This is a genomic window from Halosimplex halophilum, assembly GCF_004698125.1.
Classification (GTDB): domain Archaea; phylum Halobacteriota; class Halobacteria; order Halobacteriales; family Haloarculaceae; genus Halosimplex; species Halosimplex halophilum.
The window spans coordinates 383,484-405,678 of record NZ_ML214297.1 but is presented as its reverse complement, the minus strand read 5'-3'; the positions used below and the strand labels follow the sequence as shown (position 1 = coordinate 405,678).

Annotated in this window: 21 protein-coding genes and 1 tRNA gene; 6 read left to right on the top strand and 16 right to left on the bottom strand. The window is 68.6% G+C overall.

Features of this window, described 5'->3' with window-relative positions; translation table 11 throughout:
- Nucleotides 1-105: 105 nt before the first annotated feature.
- The 4 genes from E3328_RS02130 to E3328_RS02115 all read left to right on the top strand — a co-directional run bounded on the left by E3328_RS02130 (nt 106) and on the right by E3328_RS02115 (nt 3,693).
- A complete protein-coding gene (locus E3328_RS02130) occupies nt 106-1,527 on the top strand; it encodes a cryptochrome/photolyase family protein (RefSeq protein WP_135362976.1) in 1,422 nt (473 codons plus the stop codon).
- Between the two features lie 188 nt (nt 1,528-1,715).
- The gene (gene sod, locus E3328_RS02125; RefSeq protein WP_135362975.1) at nt 1,716-2,327 is read left to right on the top strand and encodes a superoxide dismutase; all 612 of its coding nucleotides are present in this window, start codon (nt 1,716-1,718) and stop codon (nt 2,325-2,327) included.
- Nucleotides 2,328-2,576: 249 nt separating this feature from the next.
- Complete coding sequence (locus E3328_RS02120; protein WP_135362974.1) at nt 2,577-2,873, top strand: DUF5827 family protein; 297 nt, start codon at nt 2,577-2,579, stop codon at nt 2,871-2,873.
- Between the two features lie 16 nt (nt 2,874-2,889).
- A complete protein-coding gene (locus E3328_RS02115) occupies nt 2,890-3,693 on the top strand; it encodes an ATPase (RefSeq protein WP_135362973.1) in 804 nt (267 codons plus the stop codon).
- 47 nt (nt 3,694-3,740) lie between these two features.
- Here E3328_RS02115 and nikR read toward each other — a convergent pair whose 3' ends face one another.
- Nucleotides 3,741-4,157 carry a nickel-responsive transcriptional regulator NikR gene (nikR, locus tag E3328_RS02110; RefSeq protein WP_135362972.1) on the bottom strand — a complete coding sequence of 139 codons (417 nt, stop codon included), beginning with the start codon at nt 4,155-4,157 and terminating at the stop codon, nt 3,741-3,743.
- A gap of 180 nt (nt 4,158-4,337) precedes the next feature.
- On the opposite strand from nikR, the gene E3328_RS02105 reads away from it, so the two are divergent.
- The gene (locus E3328_RS02105; RefSeq protein WP_135362971.1) at nt 4,338-5,375 is read left to right on the top strand and encodes a DNA-methyltransferase; all 1,038 of its coding nucleotides are present in this window, start codon (nt 4,338-4,340) and stop codon (nt 5,373-5,375) included.
- Between the two features lie 58 nt (nt 5,376-5,433).
- Here E3328_RS02105 and E3328_RS02100 read toward each other — a convergent pair whose 3' ends face one another.
- The 10 genes from E3328_RS02100 to E3328_RS02055 all read right to left on the bottom strand — a co-directional run bounded on the left by E3328_RS02100 (nt 5,434) and on the right by E3328_RS02055 (nt 17,108).
- Nucleotides 5,434-7,656 (bottom strand): immune inhibitor A domain-containing protein, encoded by a 2,223-nt coding sequence (locus E3328_RS02100; RefSeq protein WP_246022859.1) that lies wholly within the window; start codon nt 7,654-7,656, stop codon nt 5,434-5,436.
- A 238-nt stretch (nt 7,657-7,894) separates the two neighbouring features.
- Nucleotides 7,895-7,999, bottom strand: a tRNA-Gln gene (locus E3328_RS02095).
- Between the two features lie 111 nt (nt 8,000-8,110).
- Entirely contained in the window at nt 8,111-8,542 is a 432-nt protein-coding gene (locus tag E3328_RS02090; RefSeq protein WP_135362970.1) for a metal-dependent transcriptional regulator, read from the bottom strand.
- A 40-nt stretch (nt 8,543-8,582) separates the two neighbouring features.
- Nucleotides 8,583-9,065 carry a ferritin-like domain-containing protein gene (locus tag E3328_RS02085; RefSeq protein WP_135362969.1) on the bottom strand — a complete coding sequence of 161 codons (483 nt, stop codon included), beginning with the start codon at nt 9,063-9,065 and terminating at the stop codon, nt 8,583-8,585.
- Between the two features lie 192 nt (nt 9,066-9,257).
- Nucleotides 9,258-9,500 (bottom strand): hypothetical protein, encoded by a 243-nt coding sequence (locus E3328_RS02080; protein WP_135362968.1) that lies wholly within the window; start codon nt 9,498-9,500, stop codon nt 9,258-9,260.
- A 105-nt stretch (nt 9,501-9,605) separates the two neighbouring features.
- Complete coding sequence (sufD, locus tag E3328_RS02075; RefSeq protein ID WP_135362967.1) at nt 9,606-10,820, bottom strand: Fe-S cluster assembly protein SufD; 1,215 nt, start codon at nt 10,818-10,820, stop codon at nt 9,606-9,608.
- 15 nt (nt 10,821-10,835) lie between these two features.
- Entirely contained in the window at nt 10,836-12,266 is a 1,431-nt protein-coding gene (gene sufB / locus E3328_RS02070; RefSeq protein WP_135362966.1) for a Fe-S cluster assembly protein SufB, read from the bottom strand.
- 46 nt (nt 12,267-12,312) lie between these two features.
- On the bottom strand, nt 12,313-13,245 hold the full coding sequence (locus E3328_RS02065; RefSeq protein WP_135362965.1) for an ABC transporter ATP-binding protein: 933 nt from the start codon (nt 13,243-13,245) through the stop codon (nt 12,313-12,315).
- 145 nt (nt 13,246-13,390) lie between these two features.
- Nucleotides 13,391-16,114 (bottom strand): DNA-directed DNA polymerase, encoded by a 2,724-nt coding sequence (locus E3328_RS02060; RefSeq protein WP_135362964.1) that lies wholly within the window; start codon nt 16,112-16,114, stop codon nt 13,391-13,393.
- A 361-nt stretch (nt 16,115-16,475) separates the two neighbouring features.
- The gene (locus E3328_RS02055) at nt 16,476-17,108 is read right to left on the bottom strand and encodes an HAD family hydrolase (RefSeq protein WP_135362963.1); all 633 of its coding nucleotides are present in this window, start codon (nt 17,106-17,108) and stop codon (nt 16,476-16,478) included.
- A 130-nt stretch (nt 17,109-17,238) separates the two neighbouring features.
- On the opposite strand from E3328_RS02055, the gene E3328_RS02050 reads away from it, so the two are divergent.
- Entirely contained in the window at nt 17,239-17,925 is a 687-nt protein-coding gene (locus E3328_RS02050; protein WP_135362962.1) for a YIP1 family protein, read from the top strand.
- Between the two features lie 61 nt (nt 17,926-17,986).
- Here E3328_RS02050 and lwrS read toward each other — a convergent pair whose 3' ends face one another.
- The 5 genes from lwrS to ahbB form a co-directional block, all read right to left on the bottom strand.
- Nucleotides 17,987-18,397, bottom strand: a complete 411-nt coding sequence (gene lwrS, locus E3328_RS02045; protein ID WP_135362961.1) for an LWR-salt protein — start codon at nt 18,395-18,397, stop codon at nt 17,987-17,989.
- A 1-nt stretch (nt 18,398) separates the two neighbouring features.
- A complete protein-coding gene (locus E3328_RS02040) occupies nt 18,399-18,674 on the bottom strand; it encodes a 4a-hydroxytetrahydrobiopterin dehydratase (protein WP_135362960.1) in 276 nt (91 codons plus the stop codon).
- A gap of 460 nt (nt 18,675-19,134) precedes the next feature.
- Entirely contained in the window at nt 19,135-20,451 is a 1,317-nt protein-coding gene (hemA, locus tag E3328_RS02035; RefSeq protein ID WP_135362959.1) for a glutamyl-tRNA reductase, read from the bottom strand.
- Nucleotides 20,448-21,095 (bottom strand): precorrin-2 dehydrogenase/sirohydrochlorin ferrochelatase family protein, encoded by a 648-nt coding sequence (locus E3328_RS02030; protein WP_135362958.1) that lies wholly within the window; start codon nt 21,093-21,095, stop codon nt 20,448-20,450. The genes hemA and E3328_RS02030 overlap by 4 nt, the downstream gene beginning before the upstream one ends.
- 36 nt (nt 21,096-21,131) lie before the next feature.
- A complete protein-coding gene (gene ahbB, locus E3328_RS02025) occupies nt 21,132-22,187 on the bottom strand; it encodes a siroheme decarboxylase subunit beta (RefSeq protein ID WP_135362957.1) in 1,056 nt (351 codons plus the stop codon).
- Nucleotides 22,188-22,195: the final 8 nt, after the last annotated feature.

Below are 22,195 nucleotides of genomic sequence, written 5' to 3'. Positions count from 1 at the left end.
GCTGCCGACCGGTTAAGCGTGCGTGGCGCCGTGGCTGTCCTGAACCCCCCGCCGGCCCCACTCGTTTGGGGGTACTTTGAGGGACGCGTCGGGCGTGGCTCGCGTATGAGAGTCCACTGGCACCGCCGGGACCTCCGGGCGGCGGACAACCGGGGGCTGGCCGCCGCGGCGGGCGACCTGCCGGACGTGCCCGCGGACGGTCCCGTCGTCCCGCTGTTCGTCTTCGACCGCGACGTGCTCGCCCACGCGGGGCCGCCCCGCGTCGCGTTCATGCTCGACGCGCTCGACTCGCTGCGGGCGTGGTACCGCGAGCGCGGCAGCGACCTCCTGGTCCGCCGCGGCGACCCCCGCGAGGTCGTCCCCGCCGTCGCCGGGGAGGTCGGCGCCGACGCCGTCACCTGGGGCGCGGAGGTCTCCGGGCTCGGTCGCGAGCGCGACGCCGCGGTCCGGCGGGCGCTCGACGACGCCGACGTGGCTCGCCGGAGCGTCGAGGACGCCCTGCTCCACGAACCGGGGTCGATCCGCACCAACCAGGGCGAGGTCTACTCCGTGTTCACCTACTTCTGGAAGAAGTGGCGCGACCGCGAGAAGGCGTCCCCCGCACCGACACCCGACGAGGACGCTCTCGCAGACATCTCCGACGACGAGCCGCTCCCGTCGCTCGCGGATCTCGGTTTCGACGAACCCGAGGCCGACGTGCCGCCCGCCGGGACCGAACCGGCTCGTGAGCTGCTCCGGGCGTTCTGCGAGAACGACGTGTACGACTACGACGACCGCCGGGACTACCCCGCCGACGAGTGCACGTCCCGGCTCTCCGCCCATCTCAAGTTCGGTACCATCGGCATCCGGGAGGTCCACGGGGCGGTCAGCGAGGCGAAGTCGGCCGCCGCCGGCGCCGACTACGACTCCGCCGAGGAGTTCGAGTCGCAACTCGCGTGGCGGGAGTTCTACCACCACGTCCTCTGGGACGAGCCGAACGTCGTCACGGAGAACTTCAAGGACTACGAGCGGCCGATCGAGTGGAACCACGACCCCGAGGCGCTGCGGGCCTGGAAGGACGGCGAGACGGGCTATCCCATCGTCGACGCGGGGATGCGCCAGCTGCGGGCGGAGGCGTATATGCACAACCGCGTCCGGATGATCGTCGCTTCCTTCCTGACGAAGGACCTGCTCATCGACTGGCGGGAGGGCTACGACTGGTTCCGCGAGAAACTGGTCGACCACGACACGGCCAACGACAACGGCGGCTGGCAGTGGGCCGCCTCGACGGGGACCGACGCCCAGCCGTACTTCCGCGTGTTCAACCCGATGACCCAGGGCGAGCGCTACGACCCGGACGCGGAGTACATCCGCGAGTACGTCCCCGAACTCCGGGACGTGCCCGCCGACGCCGTCCACGAGTGGCACGAACTCGACGCCGGCCGCCGGGAGATGCTCGCGCCCGACTACCCGGCGCCCATCGTCGACCACGGCGAGCGCCGCGAGCGGGCCATCGAGATGTTCGAGCGGGCGCGGGCCGACGACTGACAGCCGGGGCGACACCGCGTCTACATCTCTCGACGCCGAGAGGTCGCGGACCGCCGGCGGCTCGGCGGATTCGGCCGCGTCCCGCGGGTCAGTCCCCGTCCGTGTCAGCCGTGTGTGACAGTCTCACTCATCCAGTTCCTCAAACTTTAACAGGTATCCAGCCGACCGCTAGAGTGGAGGAGATATCTATGCCAGAACATTCCGATCCCGAGCTTCCGCCGCTCCCGTACGACTACGACGCGCTCGAACCGCACGTTAGCGAGCAGGTGCTTACGTGGCACCACGACACCCACCACCAGGGGTACGTCAACGGCCTCGAATCCGCCGAGGAGACGCTCGCCGACGCCCGCGAGTCGGGGGACTACTCCTCGACAGCCGGCGCGCTGGGCAACGTCACCCACAACGGCTCCGGCCACTACCTCCACACGCTGTTCTGGGACAACATGTCCCCGAACGGCGGCGGCGAGCCGGAGGGTGACCTCCGCGACCGCATCGAGGAGGACTTCGGCTCCTACGAGGGCTGGAAGGGCGAGTTCGAGGCCGCCGCGTCGGCCGCCGGTGGCTGGGCGCTGCTGGTCTACGACCCCGTCGCCAAGCAGCTGCGCAACGTGGCCGTCGACAAGCACGACCAGGGCGCGCTGTGGGGTTCCCACCCGATCATGGCCCTGGACGTGTGGGAGCACTCCTACTACTACGACTACGGCCCGGACCGCGGCAGCTTCATCGACGCCTTCTTCGAGGTCGTCGACTGGGACGAGGTCGCCGACCAGTACGACACGGCCGTCAGCCACTTCGAGTAACGACGAGTCAGTTCACCACCGCCATTTTTTCGCGCTCCACTGGTCAACCGCAGGTCCACGCCCCGCTGGCCAGCCGCCGGGCCGCACTCCACCGGTCAGCCGTCGGGTCGCGCTCCACCGGTCAGCCGCCGGGCCGCCGTCGGTTCACGCTGCAGCGGCCACCGCGACGCCGAACGGCCGTCGGGGTGTGCCGTGGCGCCCCGGCCGCGTTTCGAGGGCTTTAGGCGTCGACCCCGAGTATCCGGGTCCATGCCGCGACCGAAATCCGACTTCGACGACCTGCGACCCCTGGAGTTCCGCGAGCCCGCGGAGGTGCTCGACGCCGACAAGCTCTACACCATCTACGAGGTCGGCCGCCTGCTGCAGGGCGTCGACCCCGAGGCCGAGCTGGACATCGAGACCGAGAACGTCCTGCTGGACTGGGCCATCCCGTGGATGATGGGCCACAGCGAGCAGTTCGTCTTCGCCGAGCCCGAGACCGACGGCGAACCCGGCTACTACGGGCTCGCGCCGGGCGTCGACGCCGATGGCGCGAGCGAGCAATGAGTCGCGGAGGGGGCCGATGAGGCTGCTCGTCGCGGGCGGCGCCCGCGTCGACGCCGGGAAGACCACCTTCTCGACCGGACTGATCGAGCGCACCGGCGCCGTGGGGTTCAAGCCCCGCGCGGGCAACGACTACTGGTTCGACCACGACGACTACCTGACGGCGACGGCCGAGGGACGGCTCTACGGCAAGGACGCCCGCAAGCTCGCCGCGGCGAGCGGGGCCAACGTGGCCCCGGAGGACATCAACGCCGTCCACCGCCTGTGGCGACCGAGCCCGGGCGGCGGCACGGGCCTCCTCGGGAAGGACGACCGGGAGTTCCTCGTCGACCGCGTCGGCGAGTCGTTCGTCGTCAACGGGACGGTCGAACTCCCGGACTCCGTGCGTGAGGCGCTCCCCCTGTCGGACGCGCCCCGCGTCTCGTCGGTCGACGAGTTCAACGAGGTGATGACCGACCGGCACCTCCCCGAACAGCGGTCGCTGCTCGCCGAGGTCGAGGCGACCGAGCGGGCGGTCGTCGAGTCCTACGCCGACGTGGCGCGGCCGTTCCGCGACGTCGACCCCGACGCCGTCGCCGTGGTCGAACCGGGGCGCGTCCGCGTCTACGACGGCGACCGCTACGCGAAGGGCTGCGCCGTCGCCAGCGGCGGCCCCGAGGCCGGCCAGCTGGAGGAGCGGGTCCCGGACGTGACCGACCTGGTCGACCCGGCGACCGAGACTCGCCTGCCGCCGCTGTCGAAAGCCGAACGCGGCGACCCGGCGGCCGTCGCCGACGCGTACGAACACGCCTACGACGCCGTGCTCGCCGCGGCCTTCGACTGACCGGGTGTGGAGCGGACCCGGCCACGGCTCCCGTCGAGGTCCGCCGCTCAGATCGTGTCGATGCGGTCGACGGGCATCACGGAGTAGTCGATCGAGAGCGTGTCCTGGGTCGCGCGGATCTTGCCGACGAACGTGGAGATGTCCTCCAGGTCGCCCTCGAGGATGAACAGTTCGAGGCAGTAGTGGTCGCCGATGTGGCTGTGGACGTTCGAGGCGACGAGGTTCTCGTACTCGTGGCGGAGGTTCATCATCCGGTGTTCGACGCCCGACGACGAGTAGTCGAACAGGACGGTCACCACGCCCATCAGCTCCCGCTCCTCCAGCTGCTTGTCCTCGAACTCCCCGAGGAGGTTGCGCGCGGCCTCCCGGACCACCTCGCTCCGCCCGGTGTAGCCGTGTTCGTCCGCGAACGAGTCGATCCGTTCGAGCAACTCGTCGGGCATCGAGACGCTGACGACGGTCATATGTTAACCGAGCCGGAGCGAGCTATTAAGAATTGATATCGGCCGCGGCCCGGGCCGGTGGTGGCGGTCCCGGTCGATCGGTACCGGGTGTGGCGGGACGGGGACCGCACGGGCGGGCGACGGCGGGGTCGGCGGCACAGGTCGGGAGACTCAAGGACCGCGGGCGGGAGATGGGAGACGATGGAGACGAGTCATCGGGTCGTCCTCGGCGACGCGCGCGAACTCTCGGGGCTGGCCGACGACAGCGTCGACCTGGTCGTCACCTCGCCGCCGTACCCGATGATCGAGATGTGGGACGAGACGTTCGGCGCGCTCGACCCGGCCGTCGCGGACGCGCTGGCGGCCGACGACGGCCAGCGCGCCTTCGAGGCGATGCACGGCGTCCTCGACGAGGTGTGGGCCGAACTCGAACGGGTGCTCGTCGACGGCGGCGTCGCCTGCGTCAACGTCGGCGACGCGACCCGCACCGTCGACGGGAGCTTCCGCGTCTACCCCAACCACGCCCGGGTGCTGGAGGCGTTCCGGTCGCTCGGGTTCGACCCCCTGCCGGACGTGCTCTGGCGCAAGCCCACCAACAGCGCCGCGAAGTTCATGGGCTCGGGGATGGTGCCGCCCAACGCCTACGTCACCCTCGAACACGAGTACGTCCTCGTCTTCCGCAACGGCGACGACTCCCGGTCGTTCGCGCCCGGCGCGGATCGGCGCTACGAGGCCGCCTACTTCTGGGAGGAACGCAACCGCTGGTTCTCCGACGTGTGGACCGACGTGAGCGGCGAACTCCAGGCGCTCGACCACGACGAACTCCGCGAGCGCTCCGCCGCGTTCCCCTTCGAGATCCCCTACCGCCTCGTCAACATGTACTCGGCCTACGGCGACACCGTCCTCGATCCCTTCTGGGGCACCGGTACCACCTCCCTGGCCGCCCTCGTCGCCGGCCGCGACTCCGTCGGCTACGAGCGGGAACCCGCCTTCGCCGAGGTGTTCGACGACCAGGTGGACGAGGCCCCCGCGCTCTCGCGCTCGGTCGTCGAGGAGCGCCTCGACCGCCACCGCGAGTTCGTCGCCGGCGTGCGCGAGGACGGGGAGGAACTCGGCTACGACGCCGTCCACTACGACTTCCCCGTCCGCACGAAACAGGAGCGGGAGATCCGCTTCTACACCGTCGAGTCCGTCGAGTCGACGGCCGACGGCTACCGCGCGGTCCACGAACCGGTCTGAAAACGCGAGAGGCAGGACGGTGAGGGTCCCGCGGGACCGTTCCCGTCCGACTGTCCCGCTACTTCGGCGGGCCGTTGCCGTTCCCGTTGTTCCCGTTGCCGGGACCGTTCCCGTTGTTTCCGTTGCCGGGACCGTTCCCGTTGCCGTTACCCGGACCGTTGCCGCTGTTCCCGTTGCCGTTCCCGGCGCCTCGCTCACCGGCGAAGGTGAGCTCGACGCCGACGGGGACGCGACCGCTCTCGCCCTCCTCGGCGGCCCAGGTGCTCGCGACGACCACCGTCTCGAAGTTGCCGTTGTGGAGGAACCTCTTCAGGTCGCGCTTGCCGGCCTCGTCGAAGGTCGTCGTGTCGACCTGCTTGACCTGGTAGTTGCCGTTGTGTTTGATCCCGACGAACGAGAACTGGTACTCGACGTTGTCGCCGGTCGCCTCGCGCTCGCTCAGGTACGGCGCCGTCGAGTTCGTCGGGACGGACTCGCCGGCGACGCTGACGTTTCTGACGTACCAGCCGTCCTTCGCGGTCGCCCAGTCGGTGACGTACCGGAAGGAGACCAGGACGCTCTCGTTGCCCTCGTAGGCCGAGAGGTCGAACGACTGGGACTGCCAGCCGTCCGTGTCGCCGGTCAGCCCCGGCACGTTCGCCTTCACCGTCGGGTGGGCGTCGGGATTCGGCGATGCGTCGGTGTTCCCGTTCGAGAGACTGTGCCAGGTGTCGCCGCCGTCGGTCGACACCTGCACGAAGCCGTAGTCCCAGTTGGCCTCGATGCGCTGGAAGCTCTCGAAGGTCAGCGTCGGGTCCTCGACGTTCGAGAGGTCCCGCTCGACGACCGCGTGGCGGTCGAGCAGGTTGCCGGACCCGCTGTAGAGGACCTCGCCCTCGCCGGTCACGGGGTCGGTCGCCGTCGACCACTCCGTGTCCGTGAAGTCGGTCCCCGAGACGGTCACGTCCCTGATCGGGCCGCGTTCGCTCGTGTCGATCGTCCGGTAGTTGGTCCCCCAGGCGCCGGCGGTGCCGACCGACCCGGAAGTGTTGACATTCACCTCGACGCCGTCGATGTGGAACTCGTCTTTCGGCGGCGTCCGGATGTCGTCGGTCACCACGGCGGTCGAGAAGTCCTGGTAGAGGTCGGCGAAGTCGCGTTTCGCCCCGACCTCGTCCAGGGTGTTCTCGACGCTGGTGATGCCGTTGTCCGTATCCTGTGCGAGGTTGGAGACGAACTCCCGGCCGTACTGGTCGGCCAGGTACATCGTCCACGTGTAGGCGATCCCGTAGTCCGCGAGGACGTTGTCCGCCCCCTGGTCCTCCCAGTTCGTCAGCGAGTTCGAGGGCAGCTGTTCGTAGGCTCCGAGGTGGCCCTCCGGGACGCCGTAGCCGGTGATGTACTCGGCGTAGTCCGACATCCCCTCGTTGACCCAGGTGGTCTCGTCGCCGTCGAGGTCGGCGTGGATGAGGTGCTGATACTCGTGGGCCAGCGTCCCCTCGTAGCCGGTCCGCTCGTTGCTCTCGTTGACGGCGTTCCAGTCGTAGGCGTCGACCGTGATGGCGTTACGGTCGGTGTACTCCTGGATCGTCGGCGAGTAGAAGCCGGCGATGTACAGCGGGTACTCCTCGTCGTAGTAGTTCCGGTCCCGGACGTTGTCCACGAGCAGGACCGTCCGCTCGGAGCCGTTGCCCGTCTCGTAGTAGTCCTCCGGGACGGCGCCGATCTGTTCGAGCAGCGACTCGGTGCCGTTGCGGGCGTCGGGCCGGCCGAACGTCTCCGTCTCGACCGGGTACATGTTCCCGTCGAACTGCCGGGCCATCGACTCGGCCTGGGCCTCGGAGATCGTCGGGTCCTCGCGCGGGTCGTCGCTCGGCCACGAGAGGTTGTTCGCGACCCACACCTCGATCTCGTCGCCGACCGCCAGCAGCGTGTACTCCTTGAAGTAGTAGCTCCCCCGGTCGGAGCCGAGGTACTGCTTCGACGTGCCGACCAGCGGGTGGTCCTCGTCGTCCGGGTCCATCATGATGGAATCCGCGGACGCCGCGCTCGCCGCCCCGCCGGCCGCGTCCCCCTCGGCGAGGCCCGCCGGCGCCGTGTCCACGTCGACCGGCTTGTCGGTCCAGTTGCGCGTCGGTTCGATCCCCGTGTAGCCGTCGGAGGCGTTACCCGGTTCCCCCTCGGGCACGGGCTCGGTCAGTTCGGCCCGCGTCGGGCCGTCCGTCGGTTCCCCCGTTGCGCCGCCGACGCCCGCGGTGACCGCCGCGAGCGCGACGACGAGCGCCATGAGTACTGATCGCATAGGTACGATCCACTCGGCGATACAGACGGAGTGACAATAAATAGTCGCCGTATAATTACGATCGAATGCCACGAACGGGCGGCCCCGCAGTCGCTATCGACTGCCGGGAACCGGGTGCCGGGCGGATGGACCGACCACCGGATCCGTCACTCCGTCGAAAGCGGTGTCGATATCCGCGGTCGCTGTCACCGGGCAGCGGTCGCCTCCCCGATGCCGCGAAAGTATAAAATATTTGTCATAGTCCCGGACGGATTCGAACCGTCGTCCATGGCTCGCTTCAGGGAACTGATATATTCAGGACCCCTCCAAAGGCCATGATGATTGGCCACTACACCACGGGACTTCACGGATGGCTATACGGCGGTCGCATAATAGCGTTACTCTTGCAGTTCTGGGGCGTTTCGACGGATCCGGCCCGATCGGGATGTCGCGCTGAGAAGCGGATTGATCCGGGTCAGTCGTCGGCGGCCGCGGGGACTTCCAGCAGGCCGCAGACGTCGTTCTCGGCGTCGAAGCAGTCGGGGCAGGCGGGGTCGCGGTCGATGATGGTGTCGAGCCGTTCGGCGACCGTCTCGTCGATGACGCTCTCCAGCTGGCGGGCCTCGCCGCGGAACTCCTCGACCTCGAGGACCTCGACGAGGAACCGCTCGATGATACAGTAGTTCTGGAGGGCCTCGCGGGCGCGGACGATGCCCTCGTCGGAGAGGGAGACGCCCTTGTACTTCTCGTGTTCGGCCAGCCCCTGGTCTTCGAGCTTGCCGATCATCTCGTTGGCGCTGGCGGGGCTCACGTCGAGCCGGTCGGCCAGGTCGCCGGTCGATGCGGGACCGTCCTCCATCCGCTGGATCAGGTAGATTGCTTTCAGGTACTGGTCGGCCGTGTTCACGGCGATCCCTCCTGTTGGGTCCGCGTCGCTCCGTCGGCGGTCATCGGCGCTCCTCCATGAGCTCGGTCACTTCCTCGACGCCCTCGGCCTCCTCCTCGCGGATGGCCGCGAGCGTGTCGAGCAGCCGGTCGCGGTCGATGCCGAACTCCACGTCCGAGGCCTCGACCGCCTCGATGAGGTCGTCGTAGAACTTGTAGGCGGTCTCCTCGTTGCACAGCTGGTCGTAGAGGACGCCGTCGAAGTCGTCGTCGGACTCGTACTGGGCCTCGACCAGCGCCTCGATCTCCTCGTAGGCGACCGTGTCGGCGTCGAGTTCCGCTACCAGGTCCTCCAGCCGGTCGCGGTGGTCGGCGGACTCCTCGGCGGCGTCTTCGAGCATCGCCCGCACGTCGTCGGTCAGGTCCACCCCGCTGTCGCGGGCGTGTTTCGACGCCCGCGCCTCGACGACCTCCTCCAGGACGATCCCGATCTGGAGCAGGCGGGCCAGCTGGTGGTCGGACCCGACCGGGACGGTGAGACTCACCGTCGCACCTCCCGGGAGTCGGCGCCCGTCGCACGATTCATAGGCACCTCTCGGGTAGGCGGGGACGTAAGTCCTTCCCTCGGCGGCGGCCAGCGGCGGCCCAGCCCGCGAGTTCGCCGGCCGGGACGGGAACGTCCGGCCCACGGTCGTCCAGCCCGGGAGCGGCCGGTCCGTGAGCGACCAGTCGACGATCTACCGGCTGGATTCACGGCCCGCTCGGCCGCCGTCGCTCCCCTCTGTTCGGCCGCTCCCGGAGCCGTCGGTCCGTCGGTCTCCGCGCCCGCCGCCCGTCCAGCGGAGCGCGAGCACGTACAGCCCGACGACGACCACCCCGACCGCGACCCCGAGGACCGAGTCGGTCACGAGGTGAGGGTGACCCGCGTGAACCGGGACGACGGACGCCGCTGCGAGCGCCAGGAGGTGCAGTGGACGCATGGTCTGGTGTGTCTCACTCCGGGTACGAACTTAAAAGACGGGCGCGTTTTCGCAACCTGGGAACGGAAGCGAACGTCGCCGAGACGGACGGAAAACGGGAGTCGGTTACCGGCGCAGGCGTTCGACGATCAGCTCGTCGAGGTCCTCGCGGAGCTCGTCGACCGCGACCTCCTCGAGGACGGGCACGAAGAAGCCCTCGACGAGCATGTTCTTCGCGCGCTCCTCGTCGACGCCGCGGGAAGTCATGTAGAACAGGTCCTCGGCGTCGACCTGGCCGACCGTCGCGGAGTGGCTGGCCTCGGTGTCGTGGTTGTTGATGATCAGCTTCGGCGAGGCGTCGGCCTCGCTGTCGTCGCTGAGCATCAGCGTGTTCTCGCGCTGGTAGGAGTTGGTGTCCCACGCCTCGCGGCCCACGTCCTGGACGCCCTCGTAGACCGAGCGGGCCTCGTCGTCGAGGACCCCGCGGGTGACGAGGTCGGCGGTGGTGTGCTCGTCCTCGTGCCAGACGCGGCTGTTGATGTCGAAGTGCTGGTCGTCGTGGCCGAAGAAGGCGCCGACGATCTGGCTCTCCGAGCCCTCGCCGAGCAGTCGCGTCTCGACGCTGGACTTCGTGAGTCGGGAGCCGATGTTGCCCTCGATCCAGTCGACCGAGGCGTGGTCGGCGGTGTGGCCGCGCTTGACCTGGAAGTTGTAGGTGTCCTCGGCGAGATTTTGAAGCGCCCCGTACTGGACGCTGGCGTTCTCGCCGGCGACGACCTCGACGACGCCCGAGTAGTACTGGTCGCCGTCGACGTTCGTCCCGGTGCTCTGGCGTTCGAGGATCGTCGCGGAGGCGGACTCCTCGGCGACGACCAGCGTGTAGTTGAACAGCGAGCGGCTGTTCATCCGGGTGCGGATCTTCACGTCCTCGGCGGCGACGCCCTCGGGGACGTAGACGACGGTCCCGGCGCTAAAGAGGGCCGTCGACAGCGCCGTCAGGAAGTCACGCTGGGGGTCGACGACGCTGCCGAAGTGCTCCTCGACGAGGTCGCCGTGTTCGGCCAGCGCCTCGGACCACGAGAGCACGTCGGCGCCCTCGGCCTCGACGCGGTCTTTCTCCTGTTCCCACTCCAGGGGGTCCACGAGCGACTCGTAGTCGAGGTCGGTGAGGTTCGTCCAGTGGCGCGGGCCGGGCGTGGTGATCACGTTCGGCATGTCCAGGTCGTCGAGCGCCGCGAGGGCGTCCTTGCGCGTCTCGAGGAGCCACTCGGGCTCGTCGAGCTCGTCGCTGATCTGCTCTACCTGTGCCTCTGTGAGGTTCGCGTGTAGCTGCGTACTCATGTGAATCACCGGGGGTTACCCGAGCGAGCCCTCCATCTCCAGCTCGATGAGGCGGTTGAGCTCGACCGCGTACTCGATGGGCAGTTCCTCGGTGATCGGCTCGATGAAGCCGGCGACGATCATCTGCTTGGCGTCGTCGTCGTCCAGGCCCCGGGACTGGAGGTAGAACACGTCCTCGTCGCCGATCTTGCCGACGGTCGCCTCGTGGGCCACGTCGACGTCGTTCTCCTGGATCTCCATGTACGGCATGGTGTCCGACGTGGACTCGTTGTCGAACATCAGCGCGTCGCACTCGACGTTGGTCTTCGAGCCCTCGGCGCCGTTGGCCATGTGGACGAGCCCGCGGTAGTTGGTGCGGCCGCCGTCCTTGGCGATGGACTTGGACTCGATGGTGGAGCTGGTGTCGGGCGCGTTGTGGTAGACCTTCGCGCCGGTGTCGATGTCCTGACCCTCGCCGGCCATGGCGATGGTGATGTGGTTGTCGGTCGCGCCGGGGCCCTTGAGGATGGTGCTCGGGTAGAGCATCGTCGCCTTCGAGCCCATCGAGCCGGAGACCCACTCCATCGTGGCGTCGGCCTCGGCGATGGCGCGCTTGGTGTTGAGGTTGTAGGTGTTCTTCGACCAGTTCTGCACCGTCGAGTACTGGACGTGGGCGCCCTCGCCCACGAACACCTCGACGCCGCCCGAGTGCAGGTTGAACTCCGAGTACTTGGGCGCGCTGCAGCCCTCGATGTAGTGGACCTCGGAGTTCTCCTCGGCGATGATGAGCGTGTGCTCGAACTGGCCCATGCCGTCGGAGTTCATCCGGAAGTACGCCTGGACCGGCATGTCGACCGTCGTGTCCTCGGGGACGTAGACGAACGAGCCGCCCGACCAGATGGCGCCGTGCAGCGCCGCGAACTTGTTGTCGCTCGGCGGCACGGCCTTCGTCATGAAGTGCTCCTTGACGAGCTCCTCGTGCTCCTGGACGGCCTTGTCCATGTCGCAGAAGATGACGCCCTTCTCCTCCCAGCGCTCCTGCATGTTCTGGTAGACGATCTCCGACTCGTACTGGGCGCCGACGCCGGAGAGGGCGTTCTTCTCCGCCTCGGGGATGCCGAGCTTGTCGAAGGTGTCCTGGATCTCCTCGGGCAGGTCCTCCCAGTCGTCGACCCCGCCGCGGGTGTCGATGTCCGGCCGGATGTACGGGACGATCTCGTCGACGTCGACCTCCGAGATGTCCGGCGCGCCCGGCCAGTCGGTCGGCATCGGCATCTCGTGGAACTGCTCCAGCGCGCGCAGGCGCCGCTCGAGCATCCACTCCGGTTCGTCCTTGTCCTCGGAGATGACCCTGATGGTCTCCTCCGTGAGACCCTTCTCGGCCTCGAAGGCGGACTTCTCCTCCTTCTTGAACTCGAAGCGGGCCTCGGTGTCGGTCTCCTTGAGATGGTCTTGGTCTGAGCTCATTGTTGTATCGTAGGTTTGGTGTGCAGACGGAAGACGTTGTGCACGGTCACGCCGCCTCGTAGACTTCCTCGCGGACCCAGTCGTACCCCTCGTCTTCGAGGGTCTCGGCCAACTCCGCGCCGCCCGACTTCGCGATCTCGCCGTCGAGCATCACGTGGACGTGGTCCGGCTCGACGTAGTCGAGGATGCGCTGGTAGTGGGTGATCTGCAGGATGCCCGCGCCCTGCTCGTCGCGCAGGGCGTTGATGCCCGTCGAGACGTCCTGCAGGCGGTCGATGTCCAGCCCGGAGTCGATCTCGTCGAGCACGGCGATCGACGGCTCGAGGATCGCGGCCTGGAGGACCTCGTTTTGCTTCTTCTCGCCGCCGGAGAAGCCCGCGTTGAGATAGCGGTTCGCGAACTTCTCGTCCATGTCCAGTTGCTCCATCTTCTCCTGGAGGATCTCCTGGAACTCGGCGACGCCGACCTCGCCCTCGTCGGCGGGCCCCTCCATCGGGGAGGTGTCGTAGCCCGCGGCGTCTTCCTTGGTGTCACCGCCGTCGTCGGCCTCGGCTTCCTCCTCCTCTTCGTCCTCGAAGAGCTCCTCGCGCTCCTCGAGCTTGGCGTTCAGCGCCGTCCGGAGGAAGTTCACCATCGTCACGCCCTCGATCTCGGCGGGGTACTGGAAGGCCAGGAAGATGCCCAGCGCCGCGCGCTCGTTGGGCTCCAGGTCGAGGAGGTCCCACGTCCGCATGTCCTCGGGGACCTCGATGTCCTCGAACTCGTCCTCCTCGATGTGCAGCAGGACCTCGCCGCCCGTGACCTCGTAGGCCGGGTGACCCGCGATGATCTTCGCCAGTGTGGACTTGCCCGAGCCGTTGGGACCCATCAGCGCGTGGATCTCGCCCGACTCGACTTCCAGATCCACGCCCCGGAGGATCTGCTCGCCGCCGTCCTCTGCGACTTTCGCCTGCAGGTTGTCTATTTCGAGTACAGCCATGTGTTTCGGTCGTCCTAAAACACGGTACTGACGCTGATAATAGTTTCGAGTTTCCACGAGCGTCTTTTTCGAATCGGAAAGTCAATTTGTGGGATTGACAACCGGCGTCGACCGGGCCGGGGGCCGGATCCGACTGGAACCACCCCTACATGAAGCTCTCCAGCCCGGTCTGTTCCTGGCCGCTCTTGACCTCCTCCCAGGACACGTCGAGCGCTTCGAGGATGCGCGCGATGGGGCCCTTGAGCGTCTTGTCGAGCATCTTGTCCCAGTCGACCTCGAAGGCGTCGGGCACCTGGTCGGCGTACTCGAAGCAGATCACGTCGGGATCGCGCTTGAACTCGCCGTACAGCGGGTCTTCGGCGGGGTCCAGGTCCAGTTTCTCTTCGACCTCGCGGAAGAACTCGGGGTGGACCTTCTCCAGGTAGACCCGCTTGGGTTTCGACCCGCTGGCGAAGTTGGTGTCCAGCAGGAGGTTGGCGTACTTCGCCCCGCGGACCTGCGCGGTGTCGGTGTCGTAGTTGTCGAGTTTCTTCCCGATACCGCCGGGAATACCCACGTCGTCGAGGCTGACCTCCCCGTTCTGGAAGTCCTCGATGACATCGTGGACGTAGTCTTTCACGTCCTCGATGTCCTCGCCGTGGACGATCATCTCGATGACCTGCAACTGGACCTCCTTCGTGATCGGCGCGATGTCCGACCGCTGATACTCGAAGCCCGTGATGTCGATGTCGTCGACCTCCTTGCCCTCCTTCCAGACGATGTGGCCGGCGTAGCGCTTCTTCTTGCCCGCCTGGAAGAACCGCCGGTAGAGCTTCTCGAACTCGATCTGGAAACGGTGCGAGTCGGCGTTGAGCTCCTCGCGGGCGAACTCGTCGTAGCGGTCGTTGATGTGCTCCTCGATCTCGAAGGACTTCTCGATGGCGCCCTCGGTGTCGAGGTCGCCCAGTTCGAGCATGACGGAGTCGGTGTCCCCGTAGGTCACCTCGTACCCCAGTTCGCTCGACGCCTCCGCCGTGAAACTGATGACCTCGCGGTTGGTCGAGGTGACGCCGGCGCTCATTTCACGGTCGTAGAGGCGGAAGCGGTCCCAGCCGAAGACGCCGTACAGGGAGTTCATGATCACCTTCACGGCCGCCTGCTGGCGGTCGAACCGCTCGTACGCCTCGGACCCGGGCTCGTTGTCGTTTCGGAGAGACTTCTTCTCCTCGCGCTCTTCGAGGAGTTCGTCGACCATCTCCCGGATGATACCGTCCGGTTCCTTCCGGAAGTGGACGCCCGTGGGCGTGCGGTAGGTCTCGCCGTCGTAGGTCTCGGGGTCGACCTTCGTCTCGGGCGAGGCGTTGATGGTCGTCATCGACATCGGGTACAGCGACTTCAGGTCCAGCACCGAGACGTTCTCGCGGACGCCGGTGATCGGGTCGAAGACGGCGCCGCCCTCGAACTCGTCGGTGGCCTCCTGTTGCCCTTTCGAGGGGAGCGCGAACTCGCCGTAGGCCTTGTGGAGGACGTACATGTCGACGGCGTCGCCGGCGGTGGGGGCGTCCTCGATCTTGCAGCCCACGAGCTTGCGCGCCTCGTCCCAGAAGGCGATGATGTCCTGCTTGCGGTCGAGCTCGACGCACAGCTCCACGTCACGGAGGTTGTACTCCAGCAGGCGCTCGGGGTCGTCCTCCCACAGGTCGCCGATGTCGCCGGTGTACCGCTCCTTGCCGGCGTCGAGTTCCATCTCGCCGACGGCGTCGAGCCGGTAGGACTCCAGTTCGGTGAACTGCGTGCTCTTGTACGCCCGGAGGAGGTCGAAGACCACGCGGCCCTTGATGTCCGGGCCGTTCCAGTCCGAGCGCCACACCTCGTCGACCCGGGAGAGGCGGTCGATGTCGAGGTCGTAGTCGTGGTCCGGGCCGGCGAGTTCCTCGACGCGGTCGAGGAAGTACGGCGCGTCGAAGTCGGCGAAGTTCCAGCCGGTGAGGAGGTCGGGGTCGGTCTCCTCGATGTACTCGATGAACGCGTCGAGCATCTCCGGCTCGGAGTCGAACACGCGCACGTCGGCGTCGATGTCGTCCTCGATGGGGTCGTACTCCGCCAGCGCGGCGGGGCCGTCGACCCCTGCGGGCGACTGGTAGAGCCAGTTGATGTACTCGTCGTCGTAGGAGTCGTGGGAGGTGAGACAGACGATGGTCTCGTCGCCGTCCTCGGGGAACCCGTTGCGGTCGTCGACCTCGATGTCGAAGGTGTTGACCCGCGGCGTGGCGTTGTCGTCGACGGCCTCGATCTCCTGGTGGGGGATGCGGATGACCCCGTCCTCGTCGCGCCGTTCGGGCACGCGGACGCCGCTCTCGATGTCCTTGTCGATGAGCAGGCGGTTGGGGAACAGGATGTCGGCCTCGTAGTGCTCGAAGTCGTCGCGGACCTGGCCCACGTCGCGGGGCGTCCGGCCGATGATCTTCGCGAGGCGCTCGCCCCGGATCGACTCGAAGGGTTCGCCCTCGGCGTCGGTCTCGCGGTAGTCGACGAGGCCGTCGTACTGCGCGATGCGCTCGTCGTCGACGTTCTCGATAGGCGCGTAGAAGTACGGCTCGAAGTCGTAGACCTCGACGTGTTCGAGTTCCGGCTCTTCGTCCGCCGCCTCGGTCTCGCGCCGGCCGAAGACGTGGACGACGGGGAACTCGTCGTCGCCGCTGTACTCGACGGTGTAGTCGACCTGCGTGACCGTCAGCGTGACCGTGCCCTGCGCGTCGGGGAACCGGACCGAGTCGGCGTCGACCACCGTCGCGGCGCCGCCGCCGCCCTCGTCGCCGGCGACGGCCTCGGCCTCGTCGGCGGGCCGCTCCTCGCCGGCCCCGAAGTCCCCGAACTCCGTTTGCTCCATGTTACTCGGCGTTGGCGGGGCCCGACTAAAATAGTCGCGGTCTCCGGGATCGACGGGTCGGTCTCGGTTGCGTCTCGACTGTTCCTGACCGGGCGGTCTGAAACTGTGGGCAGGACCGGGACCGACTCGAAGCGCTCGACTCGACTCCGCTCGTCTCGACCGCATTCGACTCGATCGCAGGGATCAGCAGGCGTTGAGAGCCCTCTGGGCGAGCCGCCTCGCCCGTCAGTCCGCCGGGAGCGCAAGCGCTGACGAGCCTTCGATCGCAGGCTCGCGAAGACCTCGCGCGGCCACGGTCGCGCGCATGAACGCGCGCTCCAGCGCGCCGGAGTGGCTGCTCTGGCGGTAGAAAAGCGACCGTTCAGAGTTCGTCGAGGCCGTCGATCCGGCGGTCGCCGAGGACGCACTGGCCGCGCTCGACGGGGTCGACGCGGTCGACGTGGACGGCGTCGAGGCCGGCGTTCCAGGCCGCGCCGGTGTCGTCGGGGTCGTCGCCGACGAGGGCGCCCTCGTGGCCGTTGTAACCGACGCCGAGGCGGTTCATGGCGAGTTCGACCGGCGTCGGGTCGGGCTTCCAGCCGACCTCGTCGTCGCAGCAGACGACGGTGTCGAACCAGTCGGCGATGTCGTGGTACTCCAGCAGCGGCTCGGTGAGATACGACTGGCAGTGGGTAACGATCCCGGTGGGCCGGTCGAGTCCGGCGACGAACTCGGCGGCGTCCTCGTAGACGAACGACGACTCGGCGCGGGCGCGCGGGTCCTCGACCTCGTGGAAGGTCTCCCAGAACTCGTCCGGGGAGAGCGCGCGGTCGGCGAACACCTCCCCGCGGGCGCCGCCGACGCCGTACCACAGCAGCTCGGCCTCGCGGTCCGTGAAGGTGTGGCCCAGTCGGTCCCCGATCTCGGAGACGATCGTCCGGGGGTAGTCCGGGTCGACGTCGACGACGGTGCCGTCGAGGTCGAACAGCCAGAAATCGTACGCGTCGCGGGCCATCGGGATCCCACAGGTAGGGCGGTGGCGCCTAAGTACCTTCTGGCGGGCCGCCGCCGCGCAGTAGCGGTCACGGGACCACAGCGACGCGGACCGGGCAGATTTAAGCCCCGGACGGGCGAGACCAGGGACGATGAGTCTGCGGACGCTGGTGACCGACCCGGGCGCTTTCTTCGCGGCGCGACAGGACGACTACTCGCTGGCCGGGCCGGCCGCGGTGGTCGTCGCCCACGCGCTCCTGGCGCTCGCGGGGACGGTCGTCGTCCTGCAGGCGGTCGGCGACGTGGTGACCGCCGCGGACGCGGCGCGGGTCGTCTACGCGGCGGGCAGCCAGCGCGTCTCGGCGCCACGGGATATCGTCCTCGCGGTCTGGGCCACGGGCGGGCTCTACTTCGCCCTGTGGCTCGCCGTCGCCGCCGTCGCCTACCTCGTCTCCCTGTACTTCGACGGCGCGGGCTCGTTCCGCCGCCTGCTCGCGTTCGTCGGGTGGACGCTGGTCCCGACGCTCGTCCCGACCGCGCTCCGGGCCGTCGTGATGGCCGCCGTCTTCCTCGGGGCCCCCGAGTTCGCCACCGAGGCCGCTCTGCGCGAGTGGGTCCGGGCCGAAGTCGTGGACAATCCGGCCTACGTCGCCGCCAGCGCGGTCAGACCCGTCTTCACCCTCTGGATGGTGTACCTGTGGGTGCTCGCCGCCCAGTACGGCCGCGAGCTCTCCCGGCGCGGGGCGGTCGTGGCCGTCGCGCTCCCCGGCGTCCTCGCGTCGATCAACGCCGTCGGGACGCTGGCGGTACTCGCCGGCCGCGCGCTCGGACTCGTGTGAACGCCGGGCCACCGACTCGAACGGGCGAGTTTGTCGGCGAGCGGGAGGGCGCTCCCGCCGCTCAGACCTCGTCGGTGACGTGGATCGAACTCCCGAGGTACTTCGTCAGCGCCTCGTCGACCGTGTCGGCGTTGAACGCCCCGAGGTCGTCGGCGACCGCCGCCCGCAGGTCGTCCAGGTACGCCTGCGTCGTCCGCAACTCCCGGAAGTCGATGCTGTCGACCGACATACCGAGCGCGTCCTCGGCGACCGCGCGCATGTGCGCCGCGTCGCCGCACTCCCCGCGCCAGAGGTTGTCCCGGAAGTACAGCCACCCCGGCTCCCCCGGCGGGTCGGCCTCCCTGAACACCGTCGTCTCGAAGGCGTCCGGCTCGGTCCAGACCCCCTCGACCTCGGGGTCGAGCCGCACGGTCACCCGGAAGACGTAGGCCGCGGCCGGCCCGTCTCCCTCCTCCCGGTCCCCACGGCTCATCTCAGCGCAGGTCGTCGAACCGTTCCGCGAGTTCGATGTCCTTGTCGGTGATCCCGCCCTCCTCGTGGCTCGTCAGCCGGACCTCCACCTCGCGCCAACTGATTGTGATCTCGGGGTGGTGGAAGGCGTCCTGAGCGACGCCGCCCGCGCCCGCGGCGAAGCCGACCCCGTCGAGGTAGGCGTCGAACTCGTAGGTCCGGACGATCTCGTCGCCGTCGCGCTCCCACTCGTCGGGTAGTCGCTCCTCGATCTCCTCGTCGGATAGCAGGTCTGCCATGTGAGGGCGGTGGGCCGGTACCCGCATGAAAGTTCGGCCGAGGTGTTCGTGCAAGTACCTCGTTCGACGGAACCGCCGTAGCATCGACCTCTCGAACTGGAACCGCGGACAGCGTGAAAGCCCCCGCTCGCTCCGGTCCCGCGCCTTGCTGCGCGCTTCGGTCACTGCGTTCGCTCCAGTGCTTACTGCGGCGGGGTTCCCGGAGCGAGCGGCCCCTTTCATTCCCACCCCGCGTCGGCTGGTTGGTCAGTCTATGCGGGTGGGAATGAAAGGGGCGACCGGTTCGACGCAGACGGGCGACGCAAGCACCGCAGGGAGTGAAACGACCGAGGAGCGCAGCGAGCCCCTCGAGTCGAACCGGTCGGGGCTTTCACGCTGTTCGCGGTCGCAGTCACGATAGCAGTCGCTGAAGGTCGAGGCGGTTAATCACGGACGGGCCCAGTTCAAAACCGAATCGCTGCTAATCGTCGCTCAGCTGGTCGAAGACGGCGTCGGGCATCTGGTCGCGGAGGTGTTCGGGGATCTCCTCGCCGCTCTCCTCGTCCTCGCCGAACTCGGGGTCGAACAGCTGGAGTGCGGTGTTGATGGTCGACCAGTCGTCCTCCTCGGCGGCGTCGCGGAGGCTCTTGGTCGGCGCGGCGAGCAGCTGGTTGACGACGGCGTCGGCCATCGCCTCGACGACCTCGCGCTGGTCGGCGTCGAAGTCGGCCTTCTCGAGCGCGGTCTCCAGCTCCTGGGCCTTGACGCGCTCGGCGCTCTCGTACATCGCCGAGATGACCCGGTCGGCCCGCTTGCGCTTGTACTGGGCGAGAAGGTGCTCGAACTCCACGTCGATCATCTCCTCGACGACGGTTGCGGCCTCCGCGCGCTGGGCGCGGTTCTCGTCGGTGACCGTCTGCAGGGCGTCCAGGTCGCGGACGGTCACGTCCGGGAGCTCCGTGACGGTCGGCTGCACGTCGCGGGGCTGAGCGATGTCGACGACGAACGTCTCGCCCGCGCCGGCGACGGTCGACCTCTCGAAGACGTAGTCGGTCGAGCCGGTCGCGGTGACGACCACCGACGCGCGCTCGACGGCCTCGTCGAGGTCCGCCAGGTCGACGACGGTCGCGTCGGCGTCGACGGTCTCCGCGAGGTGTTCGGCCCGCTCGGCGGTGCGGTTGGCGACGTGGAGGCGGTCGACCCGCGGGGCGAGCGACTGGGCGGCGAGCCGCCCCATCTCGCCGGCGCCGACGACCAGCGCCGCCGTCCCGTCGAGGCCGACCTCCTCGTCGGCGAGCGAGACCGCCGCGCTCGCCAGCGAGACCGACCCCTCGTTGATGGCCGTCTCGGTGCGGGCGCGCTCGCCGACGTGGATCGCCTTGGTGACGCCCTCCTCGAGCAGGCGGCCGACGCCGCCGGCCGCGCGGGCGTCCTCGTAGGCGTCGCCGACCTGGCCGAGGATCTGGTCCTCGCCGACGACCAGCGATTCGAGCCCCGCCGCCACCCGCATGAGGTGACGCAGGCTCTCCTCGTGGCCGAGTTCGACCAGCACGTCATCGGGCACGTCCTCGAAGAAGGCGGCCAGCGCCGCGCGGCCGTCGGGCCCGTCGCCGGTGACGACGTAGGCCTCGACGCGGTTGCACGTCTGGAGGACGAACGCCTCCTCGACGGCGGGGACCGACAGCAGGCGCTCGACGCCCGCGCGCTGGCTCTCGACGGTCGCCGCTTCGAGCTCGTCGACCGTCGCGCGGTCGATCGCGACGCTCGCACCCGAGATGACGCCCGTGCCGACCGTCACGATGTCTCACCTGTCACGTCCGAGATCACGTCCGCTGCCACTTGTCGAGCCTTTGGTTTCCCACTATCTAAAGCCTTCCAAACCGCGTCCGACCTGACAACCGCACGCACGGCCGCCCGCCGCTCCGCCGGCGGGACGCCCTCCCCCTGTAACTCCGCGCGGATGTCCCCCGTCAGTTCGGCCATCGCCCCGGCGTCCGCGATCTCCATCTCGATCCGCTGGCGCAACAGGCGGCTCAGCGCCGGGCTCGCGCCGCCGGTCGCCACCGCTGCGACGACCGGATCGTCCCTGACGGTCGCCGGCACGACCACGCTACCGGGGTCGCGCCCGCCGTGCTGGTCCGTCCGGTTGACGAGCACGCCCCGGTCGCGGGCGACCGCCTCGATCCGCTCGTTGAGCCCCCCGTCGTCGGTCGCCGCGACGACGAGCGCGGGGTCGGCGCGGTCGAACCAGTCGTCGACCTCGTCCGGGTCGGGCGCGGCGCGGACGCGCTCGGCGCCCCCGAAGTCGGCGTCGGCGAACTCGGGACTGACGACGAGTACGCGGGCCTCGCGGGCGAACCGCCGGGCCTTCCGCGCGCCGACGCGGCCGCCGCCGAACACCAGCACCGTCTCGCCGTCGAAGTCGTGGAGCAGTGGGATCACGGTTGAAATTCGGTGTCTCGTCTCCGTCGGCGCCGCTCAGGCGGTGTTGGCGTCCGCGCGCTCCTCGATGCGGATGCCGGTCTTCTTCAGTATACCCGTCGAGAACAGGGTGTCCCAGTCCTCGTCGGTCACGTCCCAGTGCTCGGCCATCGCCTCGCGGACCTGCTCGACCCGTTGCTCGCTCTCTTCCTCGCTGCGGCCGTGGGTCATCGCGAAGAAGTTGTACGGCCAGACGCCCTCGTGGCGGGGCCGCCGGTAGCAGTGGGTCACGAAGTCGAAGGCGGCGACCGCTTCGCCGACCTCCTCGACCACGTCGTCGGGCACGTCCCAGACGGTCATCCCGTTCTCGGAGTAACCCAGCGAGTAGTGGTTCGGGATGACGCCCACGCGGCGGACTTTCCCCTCCCGATCGAAGCGCTTGATCGTCTCCAGCACCCACTCGACGTCCTCGCCGAGCGCGTCGGCCACGTCCTCGTAGGGCGTCCGCGTGGTGGGGAGTCCGCCCTGGATCTCGACGACGAGGTCGCGCTCGCGCGGGGTCAGGCTGTCGCGGTCCTCGGGCTCCACCTCGGGGCCCAGATCGGAGCGGTCGATCCCGTCGTCGAGGTCTTCGAGCGGCCCCTCGACGGGGAACTTCGCGCCGACGTGGAACTCCCGCTGTTTCGGGAGGTTGTAGGTCTCCTGGCCGGTCTCGGCCTCGATCTCCGCGAGCACCTCGTCGACGCGGTCCTCGTCGGCGACGCTGACGACGAACCACATGTTCAGGTGGGGGTGCTCGCGCTCGTAGTTGTGTGCCACCTCGGCGTGGGCGTTGACCTGTTCGGCCACCTCGTCGAAGCGCTCCTCGGGAGCGTGCATCGCGACGAGCGTCGCCGTCCCGCCGATGGCCTCCGCGTTGATCAGTGCGCCGAAACGGGTGAGGACCCCCTCCTCGTCCATCGCCGCGAGGCGCTCGTGTAGCTCCTCGGCGCTCACGTCCACTCCGCGCTCCCGGAGCGCCTCGGCCGCCGGCTCGTAGGGGTCCGCCACGACCGGGAACCCGCCCTGGTAGGCGTTGAGGATCGCCCGGTCGACGGAATCGAGGTCGGTCATACCCGGGA